Annotated in this window: 16 protein-coding genes; 4 read left to right on the forward strand and 12 right to left on the reverse strand. The window is 67.4% G+C overall.

Going from position 1 to position 14,167, the window contains the following annotated elements:
- The first annotated feature begins 28 nt into the window (after positions 1–28).
- Positions 29–451: a VOC family protein gene (locus FHX60_RS08005; protein ID WP_112775189.1), complete on the forward strand. Its 423-nt coding sequence runs from the start codon at positions 29–31 to the stop codon at positions 449–451.
- 237 nt (positions 452–688) lie between these two features.
- Positions 689–856, forward strand: coding sequence for a hypothetical protein (locus tag FHX60_RS08010; RefSeq protein ID WP_010812488.1), 168 nt, complete (start codon positions 689–691; stop codon positions 854–856).
- Between the two features lie 32 nt (positions 857–888).
- Here the strand turns inward: FHX60_RS08010 and FHX60_RS08015 are convergent, their stop codons facing one another.
- From FHX60_RS08015 to FHX60_RS08035, 5 genes are all read right to left on the reverse strand, one after another.
- Positions 889–2,727: an ATP-binding response regulator gene (locus FHX60_RS08015; RefSeq protein ID WP_183283016.1), complete on the reverse strand. Its 1,839-nt coding sequence runs from the start codon at positions 2,725–2,727 to the stop codon at positions 889–891.
- Positions 2,724–3,356, reverse strand: a complete 633-nt coding sequence (locus FHX60_RS08020) for a response regulator (RefSeq protein ID WP_183283017.1) — start codon at positions 3,354–3,356, stop codon at positions 2,724–2,726. The genes FHX60_RS08015 and FHX60_RS08020 overlap by 4 nt, the downstream gene beginning before the upstream one ends.
- 312 nt (positions 3,357–3,668) lie before the next feature.
- Positions 3,669–5,033 (reverse strand): hypothetical protein, encoded by a 1,365-nt coding sequence (locus FHX60_RS08025; RefSeq protein ID WP_375790529.1) that lies wholly within the window; start codon positions 5,031–5,033, stop codon positions 3,669–3,671.
- A 451-nt stretch (positions 5,034–5,484) separates the two neighbouring features.
- Positions 5,485–6,129, reverse strand: a complete 645-nt coding sequence (locus FHX60_RS08030) for an AraC family transcriptional regulator (protein WP_183283019.1) — start codon at positions 6,127–6,129, stop codon at positions 5,485–5,487.
- Positions 6,130–6,247: 118 nt separating this feature from the next.
- On the reverse strand, positions 6,248–6,964 hold the full coding sequence (locus FHX60_RS08035; protein WP_092312533.1) for a Crp/Fnr family transcriptional regulator: 717 nt from the start codon (positions 6,962–6,964) through the stop codon (positions 6,248–6,250).
- A gap of 220 nt (positions 6,965–7,184) precedes the next feature.
- Between FHX60_RS08035 and FHX60_RS08040 the strand changes: the two genes are divergently transcribed.
- Positions 7,185–8,819: an acyl-CoA synthetase gene (locus tag FHX60_RS08040; RefSeq protein ID WP_183283020.1), complete on the forward strand. Its 1,635-nt coding sequence runs from the start codon at positions 7,185–7,187 to the stop codon at positions 8,817–8,819.
- Positions 8,820–8,852: 33 nt separating this feature from the next.
- Here the strand turns inward: FHX60_RS08040 and FHX60_RS08045 are convergent, their stop codons facing one another.
- Together FHX60_RS08045 and FHX60_RS08050 are read right to left on the reverse strand one after the other, a co-directional pair.
- Complete coding sequence (locus FHX60_RS08045) at positions 8,853–9,131, reverse strand: hypothetical protein (RefSeq protein WP_062803237.1); 279 nt, start codon at positions 9,129–9,131, stop codon at positions 8,853–8,855.
- 240 nt (positions 9,132–9,371) lie between these two features.
- The gene (locus tag FHX60_RS08050; RefSeq protein WP_112775195.1) at positions 9,372–9,620 is read right to left on the reverse strand and encodes a hypothetical protein; all 249 of its coding nucleotides are present in this window, start codon (positions 9,618–9,620) and stop codon (positions 9,372–9,374) included.
- A gap of 134 nt (positions 9,621–9,754) precedes the next feature.
- Between FHX60_RS08050 and FHX60_RS08055 the strand changes: the two genes are divergently transcribed.
- Positions 9,755–10,882 (forward strand): AGE family epimerase/isomerase, encoded by a 1,128-nt coding sequence (locus tag FHX60_RS08055; protein ID WP_183283021.1) that lies wholly within the window; start codon positions 9,755–9,757, stop codon positions 10,880–10,882.
- A 148-nt stretch (positions 10,883–11,030) separates the two neighbouring features.
- Here the strand turns inward: FHX60_RS08055 and FHX60_RS08060 are convergent, their stop codons facing one another.
- The 5 genes from FHX60_RS08060 to FHX60_RS08080 form a co-directional block, all read right to left on the reverse strand.
- A complete protein-coding gene (locus tag FHX60_RS08060; protein WP_183283022.1) occupies positions 11,031–11,276 on the reverse strand; it encodes a hypothetical protein in 246 nt (81 codons plus the stop codon).
- Positions 11,277–11,386: 110 nt separating this feature from the next.
- Positions 11,387–11,755, reverse strand: coding sequence for a hypothetical protein (locus FHX60_RS08065; protein WP_112775198.1), 369 nt, complete (start codon positions 11,753–11,755; stop codon positions 11,387–11,389).
- Positions 11,756–11,812: 57 nt separating this feature from the next.
- Positions 11,813–12,505 carry an alpha/beta hydrolase gene (locus tag FHX60_RS08070; protein WP_183283023.1) on the reverse strand — a complete coding sequence of 231 codons (693 nt, stop codon included), beginning with the start codon at positions 12,503–12,505 and terminating at the stop codon, positions 11,813–11,815.
- A gap of 121 nt (positions 12,506–12,626) precedes the next feature.
- Positions 12,627–12,911 carry a hypothetical protein gene (locus FHX60_RS08075; RefSeq protein ID WP_010812500.1) on the reverse strand — a complete coding sequence of 95 codons (285 nt, stop codon included), beginning with the start codon at positions 12,909–12,911 and terminating at the stop codon, positions 12,627–12,629.
- Positions 12,912–13,056: 145 nt separating this feature from the next.
- Positions 13,057–14,001 carry an alpha/beta hydrolase gene (locus tag FHX60_RS08080; RefSeq protein WP_183283024.1) on the reverse strand — a complete coding sequence of 315 codons (945 nt, stop codon included), beginning with the start codon at positions 13,999–14,001 and terminating at the stop codon, positions 13,057–13,059.
- Between the last annotated feature and the right edge of the window lie 166 nt (positions 14,002–14,167).

Consider the following 14,167-nt stretch of genomic DNA (forward strand, 5'->3'; position numbering starts at 1 on the left):
TGCCAGCCAACCAATGTGAGGGACTGCCATGAAGCCGCGTATTACCCTGATTACGCTGGGCGTCGACGACTTGCAGCGGGCGCTGCGCTTCTATCGCGACGGCCTGGGCTTGCCTACCGCCGGCATTGTCGGCGAGCAGTTCGAGCACGGCGCGGTCGCTTTCTTTGATCTGCAGGCTGGCCTCAAGCTGGCGCTCTGGCCCCGCGCCAGCCTCGCGCATGACGCCGGACTGCAGGTGACGCCGCGCGCGCAGACAGACTTCTCGCTGGCCCATAACGTCGCCGACAAGGCCGAAGTGGATGTGGTGATGGCGCAAGCGCTGGCAGCGGGTGCCAGCGTGGTCAAGCCGGCGCAGGACACGTTCTGGGGCGGCTACGCCGGCTATTTCCACGATCCCGACGGGCATCTGTGGGAAATTGCATGGAACCCCGAGATCCTGCCCGCGGATTGATCCTTCGCGCGACCTTGTCGCATGGCGCTGCGCGCTGCACCGCGACTGGTGCAGCGCCGCAAAGGGATTTCCATAATTGCCACGCGCCGTCGAAGTGGTGACTATCCTTTGAACAGACAGCCATAGCATGCTGTCGACGGAGCGCCCCCCACGCAGTTCCGCAATACCCCCACGCATCCAGCCCCGTCGGCAGCCCACCGAAGTAAAGCAATAAGAACAATGGCAAGGGAGACGTCCATGCAAGTCTATGACAGCCTGCTGTATGTGACTGCGATGGTGCTGGTGTGTTTGTATGTGTATCTGGGCGTGCTGTCCCGCAGCACGGCGATCCGCCTGGGTTCCCCGGCGATCGTGGCGGGACTGGTGCTGGCCTATTCGCTGTCGCCGCTGCATTCGGGCGGCTGATGGCCCTGACCCCGGCGTGGCCGGGGCGTAGTTCACTTCGTGACCGCCGCCTGGCGGTCCGCGGCGCCGCTGACCTGTGCCGGGAACTCGCGCAGCAGGGTGTCGATGGCCGCCTGCAATTCCTGTGGTACCACCGGTTTGTGCAGCAATGCGGTACCGGTCGCGTGCGCGGTGCGCAGGCGGTCGGCCGCGGTATCCCCCGTGATGATGATGGCCGGGACGTGGCGGCCCAGCTGCTGCCGGATCGCGTCCAGCGCCTGCTGGCCGGTCCGATGTCCGCGCAGGCGGAAATCCGCAAGCACCAGCTTGGGCGTGAATTCCGCCAGCGCTGCCAGGGCCTGTTCTTCCGATTCGACCGTGCGGCACTCGCAGCGCCAAGCCGACAGCAGTTCGGACATCGCGCTGCGGATGGCCTCGTCATCATCGATCACCAGCACACGCAGCCCGTCGAGGGCGCGCGCCGGCGGGCGCGGCCTCTCTTCGGGCGCCTCCCAGGCCTGCGGCATGCCGAAGCGAAACACGGAGCCCCGCCCGGGGCAGGACGCTAGCGTCACGCGCGTCTGCATGGTGCGTGCCAGTCCCTCGACGATGGCCAGTCCCAGCCCGAGCCCCTTGCGCTGATCGCGTTCGGGATTCCCCAACTGGTGGAATTCCCGAAAGATCTCGCGGTGCTGGGCGGCGGGGATGCCGATGCCGGTATCCCAGATTTCGATCGTCGCGCGCGCGCCGCGCTTGCGGCAGGCCACCAGCACGCCGCCGCGTTGCGTATAGCGGATGGCATTGGCAATCAGGTTGCGCAGCACCAGTTCGGCCAGGGTGGGATCGCCATGCAGCGTGACGGTGGTATCGCGGGTGCGATACACCAGCCCGCGCGCCTCCGCCTGCGGCGCGAACTCGTTCTCCAGCTTGTGCAGCAGCGGCTGCAGGCGGAAAGCACGCGCGCGCGCCGTGATCACGCCGGCCTCGAGCTTGGAGAAGTCCAGCAGCGAGTTCAGCATCTCGCGCGCGGCGCCGGAAGAGGCCTCGATATGCGCCAGCAGCTGGCGCTGGCGTTCATCCAGGCGGGTGCGGCCGAGCGAGACCAGGAACAGCCCCATCGCGTGCAGTGGCTGGCGCAGGTCATGGCTGGCGGAGGCCAGGAACACCGATTTGGCGCGGCTGGCTTCTTCGGCCGCGTGCTGCGCGGCCTCGGCGCGCGTGGTCTGCTCGCGCAGCTGCGAGATCAGTTCCACGTTCTCGAAACGCAGCGCGATCGATTGCCGCGCCACGCGCGCGTAGTTGCGCGCAAACACCAGCAGCACACACAGGTACAGCGGCGTGGCGAGGAACATCGGCAGGTATTCGATATCGCCGGTCGCGAGAAACGCGATCCAGACCGGCACGATCGCCGGCACGAAGAAACCGATCGCCACGGGCAGGCATGCCGAGAATACCGCCAGCGCCGCCGCGCTCATGCCGGCGATCAGCGACAGGATGCAGATCACCACCGCCGGCATGCGCACATCCAGGTATAGCCATGCCACCAATCCCCACAGCGCGCCGATCAGCATCAGCATGGCGGTCATGCCGCGCGCATAGCGCGCCGCACCGGCTTCGGTCAGCCGCCCGGGCAGCCGCAGCCGCCCGAAGTACGCCACGGCGCAAACCAGCACCATCGCGCCGGCCCAGGGCAGGGCGCCGGGGCGGTTCCAGTTCAGGGCCAGGCCCGCCGCCAGGAAGATCGCTGCCAGCGAACAGCCTGCCATCGCGCAACCGAAGCTCTGGTCGATCAGGCTCATCTGGGCCGCCAGAATGCGTGGCGCATCGTAGCGGGGCAGCCAGCGCAGCGGCCCGCGCGCGGGGGCGGCCGGGGCTGTGGCCTCTGCTGTCATCGCGCCGCCTGTACCAGGCCGCGCCGCTGGGCTTCGAGGATGGCTTCGACGCGGCTGACCACGCCGAGATGATCCAGGATGGCCGCGACATGGACGCGCACGGTGTTCTCCGACAGGCCCATATGGTAGGCAATGACCTTGTTCGAGCGGCCCAGCGTCAGCTGATGCAGCACCTCGAGCTGGCGCGGTGTGAGGTTGCTCGCCGCGTAGGAGGTCTGGGGCGTTGCGGCGGCATCGGCTTCGCCGGAAAAATGCGTGCCGCCGGCCAGGCAGGACGCGATCGCTTCCTCGATTTCGTTTGCGTCGGCGGACTTGGGCAAGAACCCTGCAATCTCGCGCCGCACTTCGGCCGGGATGGTTTCCAGCCCCGAAGTGCCCGACACGATCAGGATGCGCGCCGCCGGGAAATGCCGGCGCAGTACCTTGACGCCCTCGATGCCGTTCAGGCCGGGCATCTGGATGTCGAGCAGCATGATGTCGACCGTCGCGCCGCCGTGGTCCTGCACCGCCTGCATGACCGAGCCGGCCTCGATGATATGGGCCACGCTCGGGCTGTCGGCCAGCACCAGGCGCAGCCCGGTGCGGAACAAGGTATGGTCGTCGATCAGCAGCAGGCGGGCGTGGGGCATTGAACGGAGGGGGCGCGAGGGGCGATCCATTGAACAAGAATCGCGGGTGCTTGTCCATGCAACCGCTGTGGGGGGCGCAACTAGTCCGGAAAGATTATTGGCGTGCTGGAATGTCGATGCAAAGATGCGAGCCGTGGGCAGTTCCGCGACGTGCCCGCACCACTTTGTTACCCACTACCACCCGGCTGTGGGTATTTTTTTGGTGAACCCTTGTCAGGTGCCGGCGTAAAAGAAAGAAAGCCGGCGCCGCATGGCGGCACCGGCTTGATCCGCCCGGGCGCAAGTCGCCCGGGCCGGCGCCTCGCGCGGCGATTACGGGCGGTTCACCGAGATATCGTAGAACGATCCGTTCACGGCGATCCCCAGGCCCAAGCCAGTATTGCCCGGGATCAGCGAGATCATCTCCGACGCGTTGCTGGCGCGTGCACGGTAGCGCAAGCCGTTGGCCGGGTGGTTAGTCTTCCAGCTGTCCAGGCGGCTGTCTTCCAGGCGCTTGCGAGTGTAGATGCCGTTCTGCGCATCCACTGACGTTACCAGGGTCGACCACGTGCCGGCGTTCTCCAGCGTGGGCACCGGGCCGCCATACATTACCGTGTCCCAGTATGAGTTGGTCGCACCCACCACCGGCAGAGGGCGTACCACCTGCTTGGCGGCGAGCATGAAGCCATCGTCGTGGGTGATGACGACCGTCACCTGGCCGTCGGTGCCCTTGAATGCGTAGGCAAACTGGGAGCCGAAGCTGTCGGTGATCTTGAAGCTGCCGTCGGCGTTGGCGCTGAGCGTAGGCAGTTCTTCAGGCAACCATGCCTCGCAGGTGTTCACGCCGGAGCAGTCGGCACCCTTGGTCAGCTTGCCCGCGGCATCGATGCTGAAGGTCACGCGGCGCGATGCGTAGGGAGTGCCGCTGTTGTCACGCTCCATGCCGAGACCGTTCCAGTCGCCTGCCAGGTCGGCCAGGGCAACGGCCTGTGCGGGCACCAGCAGGGTGGGCAGATCAGTCATCGGGCCCGCGGGCGGCACGGCCAGTGCGATGCCCGACTTGGCGACCATCACGGTGTTGGTGGTCCCGTTCGCGCCCGGCACGGTGAAGCGGCAGTCATCGTTGGCCACGGCGGTGAAGGGGACGGTCTCGTTGCCGATCTGCAGCTTGAGCGCGGCGGCGTCGAGGTCGCCGGCTTCTGCCGCTGCGGTGCCCAGTCCGATCACATGGTACTTGCCCGTCTTCAGCCCCGCGCAACTGGACGCTGCCGGCTGCAGCGCGGTCTGGACCGCCGCCGCGCCGGCATTGGAAGCCACCGCGGAGGACAGTTCGCCCAGCGTGGTCTTCGAGGCTTCCAGGCGATCGCCGAGCTGGTCCAGCAGCTTGTCCTGGGCATTGCCGGCGTTGGCGCCGTTGGCGGCCACCAGCGGATCCTTGAGCGGGTCGACGCTGGTCAGGTCCACCACGCCGGTCAGCACCAGGCGAACCGCCTCTGTGGCGCTGGTCAGGTTGCCGGAAGTGAGCTTGGCCTGCGCGGCGGCGTCGAACTGGTCGAAGAAGGCCGTGGTGCTGCCCTGCGCCAGCGACGCGGTCACCAGTTCCGTCAGCGGGGTGATGTTGGCCACGGCGGTGGTGCCGGTGCCGGCCTCGACCACCGAATGCAGCGTGGTGCCGTCAGTCGTTTTGACGCTGAGCACGCACGGGCGCGTGGCGCCATCGATGCTGAGTGTGAAGCTCCCGTCCGCGGCGGTAGTGGCCGTGCCGCTCCCCACGGCGCATTTGGCCTGGACCGTGGCATTGCCCAACGCAGCGCCAACGGCCGCGGTGCCGCTGATCTTGGTGGCAGCGGGCGCCGTGGTCGGCGCCGAATCTCCGCCGCCGCCGCCGCAGGCCGTCAGTACGGCCGCCGCCAGACCCGTCAAAAACAGATGTTTTGTTTTCATCCCAGTTTGGATTTCTGTGGTTTTCTTGTTATGGCAGGGCGCTGCGTGGTGGAACACTGGCTCATGCAGGACCCCGCCCACGGAGCGGCTGACCCGCCCCGCGGGCGCGATTTTGCGCGCAATGCCTAAGCGTGCCCAACCCGCGTTGAGGTGATTGACAAAACGCATGCGGCGTGGCGGACCCTTGCCGCCACAAGAAGGCGAATCAGGCAGCCGCCCGCACCAGTCCGGGCCAGGCTGGCGTCGGCGCGAGCGTGCGGCCACCGGCGCGGCAATCTTCGAGCAGCCGCACGGCATCGATGCCGAACCAGTCGTGCCAGGCGCGCGCCAGCGCGTTGGCTGAACGCAGGCCCGCATGGGCGGCCAGCTGGTCCAGCGCGGGCACCAGGCCGCCGGCGCTGGCCAGCGCGTGCAGCGCATGGGCGGCGCGTTGCTCGCGCAGCAGCGGATGCAGCGCCTCGCCTTCGGCAAAGAGCCGCGCGCGGACCAGGCGTGCCGGCACTTGCCATTGCGCGGCCAGGCGCTCGGCGTTCCAGTCGGTGTCGGGGCGGGAAAAGACCAGGCCGGCGAACTGCCGTGACCACGGACGATCCGCGGGCTTGCCGGCCAGGCGGGGACAGTCGCTGTCCGGTACGGCGGTCAGGACGACGGCGCAGGGTTGTTGCCAGGTGCCAGGCAGGTCGCAGTCGAAGTGGGCGAAGGCGTGCACCACGAACGGGTCGCCGGGCCGCACTTCGCGCCGCGCGTTGGCGTCGCGCAGGCTGGCCGTGCCGTGCAGGGCTTGCACATGGACGGCAAAGGGAAAGCGCAGGCGGGCAAAGCGGAGGTGGTGACGGCTGACAAGCGGCATGCGGAAAGCGACCCGGAAGCTGGCGGCGGTGCGGCGGGTAACTGTCGCAGGATTCGGCGGGCGGCGCAAGGCCGCGGTGATCCGCTTAAAGCCAGTTCCAGCCCTGGTGGCGGCCGCGTTACAGCTCTGACATCCCGAAGTGGCGCAGCCGTGGCAGGTCGGTGACGCGGATGCTTTGGTACGACAAGTGCACCATGCCCGCATCGGCCAGCCGGCGCAGCGCCTGGTTGACGCGCTGGCGCGAGAGTCCGGTAAGCAGGCCGATCTCTTCCTGCGACAGCTCCAGGACCGGGCTGGTGCGCGGATACAGGTCCGGATGGAACAGCTGCGCGATGGCTTGCGCCACGCGCGCATCGGCGCCCAGCAGGCGGTCGTTCTGCACGGTGGCGATGAACTGGCCCATGCGTTCGTTGAGCTGGCGCACGACAAAGCTGGCGAACGGCAAGCTCTGCGCCAGCAGGGTGTTGAAGACCGGCTCGGGCACCAGCAGCACCTGCGAGTCGCGGATCGCGATCACGTCATAGCGGCGGTGTTCGCGCTTGATCACGCTGCCTTCGCCGCACCAGCCGCCGGCAGGCACGCCCGAGAAGGTACAGCCGCGGCCGTCGGGCGTGTACACCGCCAGCTTGATCAGGCCGCTGTCCACGCCGATCCAGTGGCGCGAGGGCTCGCCGCGACGGGCGATGAAGCTGCCCGCGGCGAAGGACTGCAGCAGCGTTTCGCGCGCGGCCAGGGCCTGGTGCGCCGGGGCGAGTTCGCCGAACCAGGCATGGCCGGCCAGCACCGCGGCGGGCGCCGGGGCAGGGAGGGAAGTGGGGTCTGCGGGTTCGCTCATGGCATGGACGGGCGCACTGCGCCGCATCCCGTAAGTATCGTGTAAGCCTTGCCTGGCGCGGGTTTGCGGCAGGTTTGTCGTCTTGGCGACAGTGCGCCGGCGTGTGCGATGATAGCCTTGTGCCAGAAAAAGTGACAGCGCCGCAAGGCGCCTGAACCAACAGCGCCCGAACGACCCGGAATGACCCCGGAATGACCCCGATAAGGCGGAGACACTAGCAATGCCAACCGATTTCGACAGCGGCCTGGCCCGCAACGCGGCCAATTTCGTGCCGCTTACACCCATTGATTTCCTGGTGCGCGCCGCCGAGGTGTATGGTGATCGCCTGGCCATCGTGCACGGCCCGCTGCGCCAGAACTGGCGCGACACCGATGCGCGCGCGCGGCGCCTGGCCAGCGCGCTGGCACGCGCCGGCGTCGGCAAGGGCGATACCGTCGCCGCGCTGCTGCCCAATACGCCGGCGATGGTGGAAGCGCATTTCGGCGTGCCGATGGCAGGTGCCGTGCTCAATGCGCTGAATATCCGCCTCGATGCCGCCAACCTGCTGTTTATGCTGCGCCATGGCGAGGCGCGCGTGCTGCTGGCCGATACCGAGTTTGCCGACGTGGCGCGGCAGATGGCGCTGGAGCTTCCGGGCCTGAAGGTGATTGCCGTCCACGACGTGCTGGGTCCGCAGGCGACGCCGTTCGGCGATACCGATTACGAATCCTTCCTCGCCGGCGGCGACCCGGCGTACGCCTGGCAACTGCCCGCCGACGAGTGGGACGCGATCGCGCTGAACTATACGTCGGGCACCACCGGCGATCCCAAGGGCGTGGTCTACCATCACCGCGGCGCGGCCATCAATGCCATCTCGAACATCCTGGAGTGGGATCTGCCCAAGCATCCGGTCTACCTGTGGACGCTGCCGATGTTCCACTGCAACGGCTGGTGTTTCCCGTGGACGGTGGCGGCGCGCGCGGGCGTCAACGTGTGCCTGCGCAAGTTCGAGCCCAAGCTGGTGTTCGACCTGATGCGCGACGAGGGCGTGACCCACTACTGCGCCGCGCCGATCGTGCATACCGCGCTGGTCAATGCCCCCGCTGCGTGGCGCGAGGGCGTGCGCGGGCCGGTGCGCGGCATGGTGGCCGGCGCGCCGCCGCCGGCCGCGGTGCTGGCGCAGATGGAGGCGATGGGCTTTGAGTTGACCCATGTCTACGGCCTGACCGAGGTCTATGGCCCGGCCGCGGTCTGCGCCGAGCAGGACGACTGGAGCACGCTGTCCGAGCAGGACCGCGCGGTCAAGAAAGCGCGCCAGGGCGTGCGCTATCACCTGCAGTCGCAGGTGGCCGTGCTCGATCCCGATTCCATGCAGCCGGTGCCGGCCGATGGCGAGACCATCGGCGAGATCATGTTCCGCGGCAACATCTGCATGAAGGGCTACCTGAAGAACGAGAAGGCCACGCGCGAAGCCTTCGGCGGCGGCTGGTTCCATACCGGCGACCTGGGCGTGTGCATGCCCGACGGCTACATCAAGATCAAGGACCGCAGCAAGGACATCATCATTTCCGGCGGCGAGAATATTTCGAGCGTGGAGGTGGAAGACGCGCTCTACCGGCATCCTGCGGTGCTGGCCGCGGCGGTGGTGGCGCAGCCCGATGCCAAGTGGGGCGAGACGCCGTGCGCCTTTGTCGAGCTGAAGGACGGGGCCAGCGTCAGCGCAGAAGAACTGATCGCGCATTGCCGCACGCTGCTGGCGGGCTTCAAGGTGCCCAAGGCGGTTTACTTCGGGCCGTTGCCCAAGACCTCCACCGGCAAGATCCAGAAGTTTGAGCTGCGCCGCAAGGTGAAGTCCGATTCGGCCATCGACGTCTGAAATGCAAGCGGCGCCATACGGCGCCGCGGCCATTCAGCGCGCCCGCACCTCGGGCGGCGTTGCGGTCCTGGGCGGTTGATGCCAGTCCGGGCCGATGTCGGGAAAGACCTCGCATTCTCCGCGCACGATGCTCTCGATGGTGGCGCATACGCATTCGGTGCCGCGCGGTCCCACGCAGACCAGGCTGCGCGGATGATCGCTATGCTGCGGAATGGCGTAGACCCGCATGCCCTCGCGGAACAGCGGGTGCTTGGTGAGGCGTTCGTTCATCAGTTCAACGAAGCGCTGGGGCGTGACGACCGGCTTGTCCATTGCATGCTCCTGCGGCCATGGCCACCGTACCCATTTCTTGGGGCGGCATGGCGACCAGGTCAGTAAAGGCCAGGAAGATGACAGGCAGGTGGCAGAAAAGCGCACCGGGCAGCAGGGTGTGCCCGGGACGTGGCCGGAATGAAGAATCGCGGGCAATGCATCGCCCGCGTTGCCACTGCCACGTTTTCAGACTAGGTCACGCGGCGCGTAGTGCAAGTGGATCGCGAAATTTTGCGGGTGTCAGGTGATGCGCAGTTCGCCTGCGGCGCGCGGGCCGTTCAGGATGCCGTTGCCGGCGGCCCAGCATGCGGCTTCGGCTTCAGCATAGGACCGGTAGGTGTCCGGTGCCGCGACCGTACAGTCCTCGTCGGCGGCGCCGCACCGTTCTTCCATCACGATTCGCCAGGTGAACTGGCCCGGTCCGTCCTCGAGGACATGGAGCACCAGGGTGCGATGATTGTCAGTCAGCGTGAGAGGCAAAGTCGACATGGGTGTCTCCCGTTCGCAGGTAGGCGCATTGATGCTAGCAAGTGAGCGCGGTAAATGCCATGAGGCATTACGGGCGCGCCATGGCAAGATACGGCCTTTGCGGCAGCTGCCGCGCCGGATCTTGTCGCCTGAACATGCCTCTCTCGCCCGAGCTCAACCAACGGATCGCCGCCCTGACGGCGCATTACGACACCGTCGTGCTGCCGCTGTGGACCGCCTCCGGCTGGAATCCCGACCTGTTGCTGCCCTTTGAAGCGCTCGACGGCGGCAGCGCCGCGCCGCTGGCGCCGTCGCGCTATCGCGCCATGGCGTGCGCGCGCCAGCTGTACGTGTTCTCGCTGGCAGGGCAGCAGGCGCACGCCGATACGCTGTTCGGCTCGCTGCAGGCCTATTTCGGCCATGGCGAGGGCGCGTGGATCTACAGCGTCGACCCGGCCGGTGCGCCGCTCGACAGCACCCGCGACCTCTACACCCATGCCTTCGTGATCTTCGCCTGCGCCGCGTATTACGCGCGCTTCGGCAACGAGGATGCGCTGGAGGTGCTCGATGAAACCGTCGATATCGTGGAAGATCGCTTCGCCGACGGGCAGGGCCTGTACCACGCCGCGCTGACCGAGCACTTCCGGCCCAAGGGTGCGGGCGTGCTGCAGAACCCGGTCATGCACCTGACCGAGGCTTACCTGGCCGCGCTGGATGCCACCGGCGACGAGTGGTATGCGGAGCGGCTGCGCGAGATTGCGATGGCGGTGCACGAGCGCTTTGTCGATTCCGCCAGTGGCTGCGTAGCGGAGCTGCCGCAAGGCAGCGCGGACAACCGCATCGAACCGGGGCACCAGTTCGAATGGTTCTCGCTGGTGGCTGGCAGGCCGGCGCTGTTTGGCGATCTGCCGCTAGCGGATACCCTGCGCCGCGCTTTCGCGTTCGCGCAGCGGCACGGCGTGGCGGCGGGCACGCTGGGTGTCTGCGCGGCGCTGGAGGCGGATGGCGCTCAGCTCGACGGCACCGAACGCATCTGGGCACAGACCGAGTTCGCGCGCGCGCTGGCAGTGGAAGGCTCGGCGCAGTCGCTGGCTACGCTGGCTGACTGGGCCGTGCAGTTCCGCAACCGTTTCCTGTCTGCGCAAGGCTGGCATGAGTGCGTGGCACCGACGGGCGACGTGGTGCGCGCCGAGATGCCGTCGACCTCGCCCTATCACCTGGCGACGTCTTACCAGGCGCTGGCTGCGGCGGCAGGGCTGCAATGGCCCGCACGGGATGCATGACCGCACGGACCGGGGCGTTGTCAATTCTTTGCAGTCGCCGGGAGAGCGCGCGTCTACACTCAAGCCCGCGCTCTGGCCTGCATCGCAATCCTTCTTAACTACCTGGTCGTCGTTCTGAAGTTGCGGGCCGGGGCGCGCCTGCCCGGGCTCAGCGCGTGCTGGCCTGCTGCAGCCGCTCGGGATGCCGGGCCGGCTGGGCGCGTTGCGACGAGGGTGAAGGGGCATTGGCCTGCATCAGGCCAGCGCCTGCGGGCTTGACGCGGACAGCCATTTGCTCGCCGCGCTTCTGCGCCCGGGTTTCGGCGTGGTCGTTCAGGATCAGGCACAGCAGCGTCAGCAAGGCTGCTGCGATCATGCTCAGCGCAATCCAGGCCAGGCAGTGCTTGCGTTCCATGGTGGCGGACAGTGGGGCGTCATCGGTGCGCGAAGTTTAAGCGCGCGTACGCCGGGCGATTGTCAACCTTTGCAAACGCTGCGGTCTTGCAGGCTTCGTGGCCGTCGCCTTTATTCCGTAACGCCGTGCTCGTGCAGCAGCCGCTCGCATTCCTCGAGCATGTCGTAGGCGAACGCGGACTGGTAGTTCGGGTCGAGCGCTTCCATCATTTCGTGCGCGGCGTAGAGGCCGGCTTCGCGCGACAGGGTGTCGGCGAGCTGCCGCGCAAACTGGTCGCTCAGTTCGGACAGCAGGCGCCGTTCCGACAGCGGCAGCTGCAGCTTCGAGCGCGACAGCCATTCACCGGCCAGCGTGGCGCCCTGGGCGTCGGTCATCCACTTGCGGTGTTCGTAGTAGGCCGACAGGCGTTCCGCGGCCAGCGCGAACAGCAGCGCCTTGCGGGTATTGAAATCGATCCGGCGGGGTGGGGCGAGGGTCATGCTTGCAGCCTGGTGCGGACCGGCGCAGCGGGCCGGCCGTGGTCATGTCGAAGGCGGTCAGGCGGGCGCGGCGCCGGCCTGGGCAAAGCGCGAGGCCAGCCAGGCGCCAATCTCGGCAATCTCTTCCAGGCAGACCGCATGGCCCATCGGATAGGTGTGCCACGTCACCGGATTCGGCCGCGCCTGCACGAAATCGCGTGCGGCCACGCCCAGCGCCAGCGGCACCACGTCGTCTTGCGTGCCATGGGCAGCGAACACCGGCGTGGCGGCGTTGGCCGGGTTGGCTTCGGCGGCGAGCGTCGAGGGTGCGGGGATGTAGGTGGACAGCGCTACGATGCCGGCCAGCGGCTCCGCGTGGGTCAGTCCGGCGGTGTAGGCGATGGCGCCGCCTTGCGAGAAGCCCGCCAGCACGATGCGCCCGCTCGGGATGCCGCGCGCATTTTCTCGAGCGATCAGCGCGCGAATGGCTTCGCAGGATGCGCGGATGCCGGCCTCGTCGGCGCGGCGGCCGGCCTGATCGAGGGAAACGATGTCATACCATGCCGGCATGACATAGCCACCATTGCAGGTCACCGGTATCGCCGGGGCATGCGGGAAGATAAAGCGCACGCCGGGCGTGGCCGGCAGCCGCAACTCGGGCACCACCGGGGCGAAGTCGCTGCCATCGGCGCCCAGCCCGTGCATCCATATGACGGCGCAGCCGGGATTGGACGCGGTTTCAATTTCGATCGCGGGCAGCAGTTCGCTCATGGGGCCGGTTCCTGTGGGTGGTCTGCCTGCGCCACAGGGGCGTCAGGCAGCGCGAGTATCGCACAGGTCCGGACCTGCCTTGCCGCATGCCCGGGGCACGCGCCGCGGCATGGGGTCCGCTTCAGGCCGCGGACGGAACGATCGGCACCGTGGTCAGGCCGGGCGTGCGCGCCGGCAGCTCGGGCATGGCGGGCGGTGTGGCGCGGCGCTTGTCGACCACGTCTTCCACGCCCTTGGCCGCAACATCTTCCAGGAACGCCACCATGTCGCGATAGTAGGCGACCTGCATCTGTGCCTCGAGCAAGCGCCGTTCGGCCTGGAATAGCGTCAGCCTCATGTCTTGCAGTTCCCTTTCGGCGATTTTTTCCGGGGTCGGCGGACTGAACAAGTTTGCAAGCCAACGCATGGCAGTACCTCCAGTGCTGTCAACAGCGAGTTTGCGGGCTTTCGCCATGAGGACAAATATAGACAAGAATTCGCGAAAGCGTCCCTCGGGCACTTGGCCGTGGCGCCTCGCCCACAAGGATGATTGCCGCTTGCGGGACTCTACGTTAGATTAATCGGCCATGTGATCGGCCATCGATGGGGCCGGCATCGCGCGCTTGCTGCGATGGCGCTTCCGGACCCGTCGCCTGCGCGTGCATGAAGCGCAGGATCGGCGGCCAGAAGGTGTCGATATGCTCCGGCAATATGGCCGCATCGTGTGGCATGGCCTCGTGCATGACCAGCGCATGCAGATGCCTGGCAGCGCTTGCCACGCGTTGCGCGTGGGGCGGCACGATGACCACGTCGTCACGGCTGTGCACCACCAGCAGCGGCCGTTCCAGCTTGCTCGCACGCGCTGCGTTGTTCCACGGATCCGGCAGCAGCCACGCGGCCCATGCGGGGATGCGCCCGGTCTGCACCGCGGCCAGCCGCGCCGAGCTGAAGCCCGCGGCTATCACATAGCCATCCGGCTGCGGCTCGAAACGCCGCGCCACATCGAGCAGGATGCCCGAGCCCAGCGAATGTCCCAGCACCACGCGCCGTTTCGATTGCGGCGTGGCGGCGAGGAACTGCCCATAGGCCATCCGTGCATCCTGCCGCAGCCGACGCACGCTTGGCCGTCCGGTGCTGCGCCCATAGCCGCTGTAATCGAACACGTACGAGGCGATGCCCGCATCGGCCAGCATCGCCTGCACCGGTGCCCAGTCCGGCAGGCATTCGTTGTCGCCATGGCACACCATCAGGGCCGGTGCTTCGGGGTCTGCCACCGGCATGAAGGCCGCGTGCAGGATGCGGTCGCCGCTGGCGAAGGTGGCGTGCCGCACCTTAAGGGCGGAATTGTCGGGTGGTTCCGCGTGGCTTGTCTCATCCGTCGGCGTGACAAAGGCTTTGCGCTCCAGCGCACGAAACAGCAGATGTCGCGCGACCCCGGCCGCCACGGCCATGCCTGCCGCCGCAGCCAGCCAGCGGTGACGCGCGGTTTGAGAAGGAGTGCGGGAGTCAGGATTCATCTTCTTCAGGCTAGCAGGCCGGGCTCTGCAAGTGAAGAATTGTTCATTCCGAAGCGCTTTTCCCTGGCTAGCGCAGGGCGGCTATCGCTTCGATAGAAATCTTTTTCCTTGACTATCTACCTATCAGTAGATAGCATTCAGTCCATGGCACCGCTGCACTGCCAAC

It is taken from the genome of Cupriavidus alkaliphilus (genome assembly GCF_014191175.1).
Lineage (GTDB): Bacteria > Pseudomonadota > Gammaproteobacteria > Burkholderiales > Burkholderiaceae > Cupriavidus > Cupriavidus alkaliphilus.

Coding starts and splice junctions, on each gene's coding strand:
- FHX60_RS08070 (WP_183283023.1), bottom strand. CDS start 12,505: ATGAGCGAACTGCTGCCCGCGATCGAAATTGAAACCGCGTCCAATCCC.
- FHX60_RS08010 (WP_010812488.1), top strand. CDS start 689: ATGCAAGTCTATGACAGCCTGCTGTATGTGACTGCGATGGTGCTGGTG.
- FHX60_RS08055 (WP_183283021.1), top strand. CDS start 9,755: ATGCCTCTCTCGCCCGAGCTCAACCAACGGATCGCCGCCCTGACGGCG.
- FHX60_RS08035 (WP_092312533.1), bottom strand. CDS start 6,964: ATGAGCGAACCCGCAGACCCCACTTCCCTCCCTGCCCCGGCGCCCGCC.
- FHX60_RS08040 (WP_183283020.1), top strand. CDS start 7,185: ATGCCAACCGATTTCGACAGCGGCCTGGCCCGCAACGCGGCCAATTTC.
- FHX60_RS08060 (WP_183283022.1), bottom strand. CDS start 11,276: ATGGAACGCAAGCACTGCCTGGCCTGGATTGCGCTGAGCATGATCGCA.
- FHX60_RS08045 (WP_062803237.1), bottom strand. CDS start 9,131: ATGGACAAGCCGGTCGTCACGCCCCAGCGCTTCGTTGAACTGATGAAC.
- FHX60_RS08050 (WP_112775195.1), bottom strand. CDS start 9,620: ATGTCGACTTTGCCTCTCACGCTGACTGACAATCATCGCACCCTGGTG.
- FHX60_RS08065 (WP_112775198.1), bottom strand. CDS start 11,755: ATGACCCTCGCCCCACCCCGCCGGATCGATTTCAATACCCGCAAGGCG.
- FHX60_RS08015 (WP_183283016.1), bottom strand. CDS start 2,727: ATGACAGCAGAGGCCACAGCCCCGGCCGCCCCCGCGCGCGGGCCGCTG.
- FHX60_RS08005 (WP_112775189.1), top strand. CDS start 29: ATGAAGCCGCGTATTACCCTGATTACGCTGGGCGTCGACGACTTGCAG.
- FHX60_RS08080 (WP_183283024.1), bottom strand. CDS start 14,001: ATGAATCCTGACTCCCGCACTCCTTCTCAAACCGCGCGTCACCGCTGG.
- FHX60_RS08075 (WP_010812500.1), bottom strand. CDS start 12,911: ATGCGTTGGCTTGCAAACTTGTTCAGTCCGCCGACCCCGGAAAAAATC.
- FHX60_RS08020 (WP_183283017.1), bottom strand. CDS start 3,356: ATGCCCCACGCCCGCCTGCTGCTGATCGACGACCATACCTTGTTCCGC.
- FHX60_RS08030 (WP_183283019.1), bottom strand. CDS start 6,129: ATGCCGCTTGTCAGCCGTCACCACCTCCGCTTTGCCCGCCTGCGCTTT.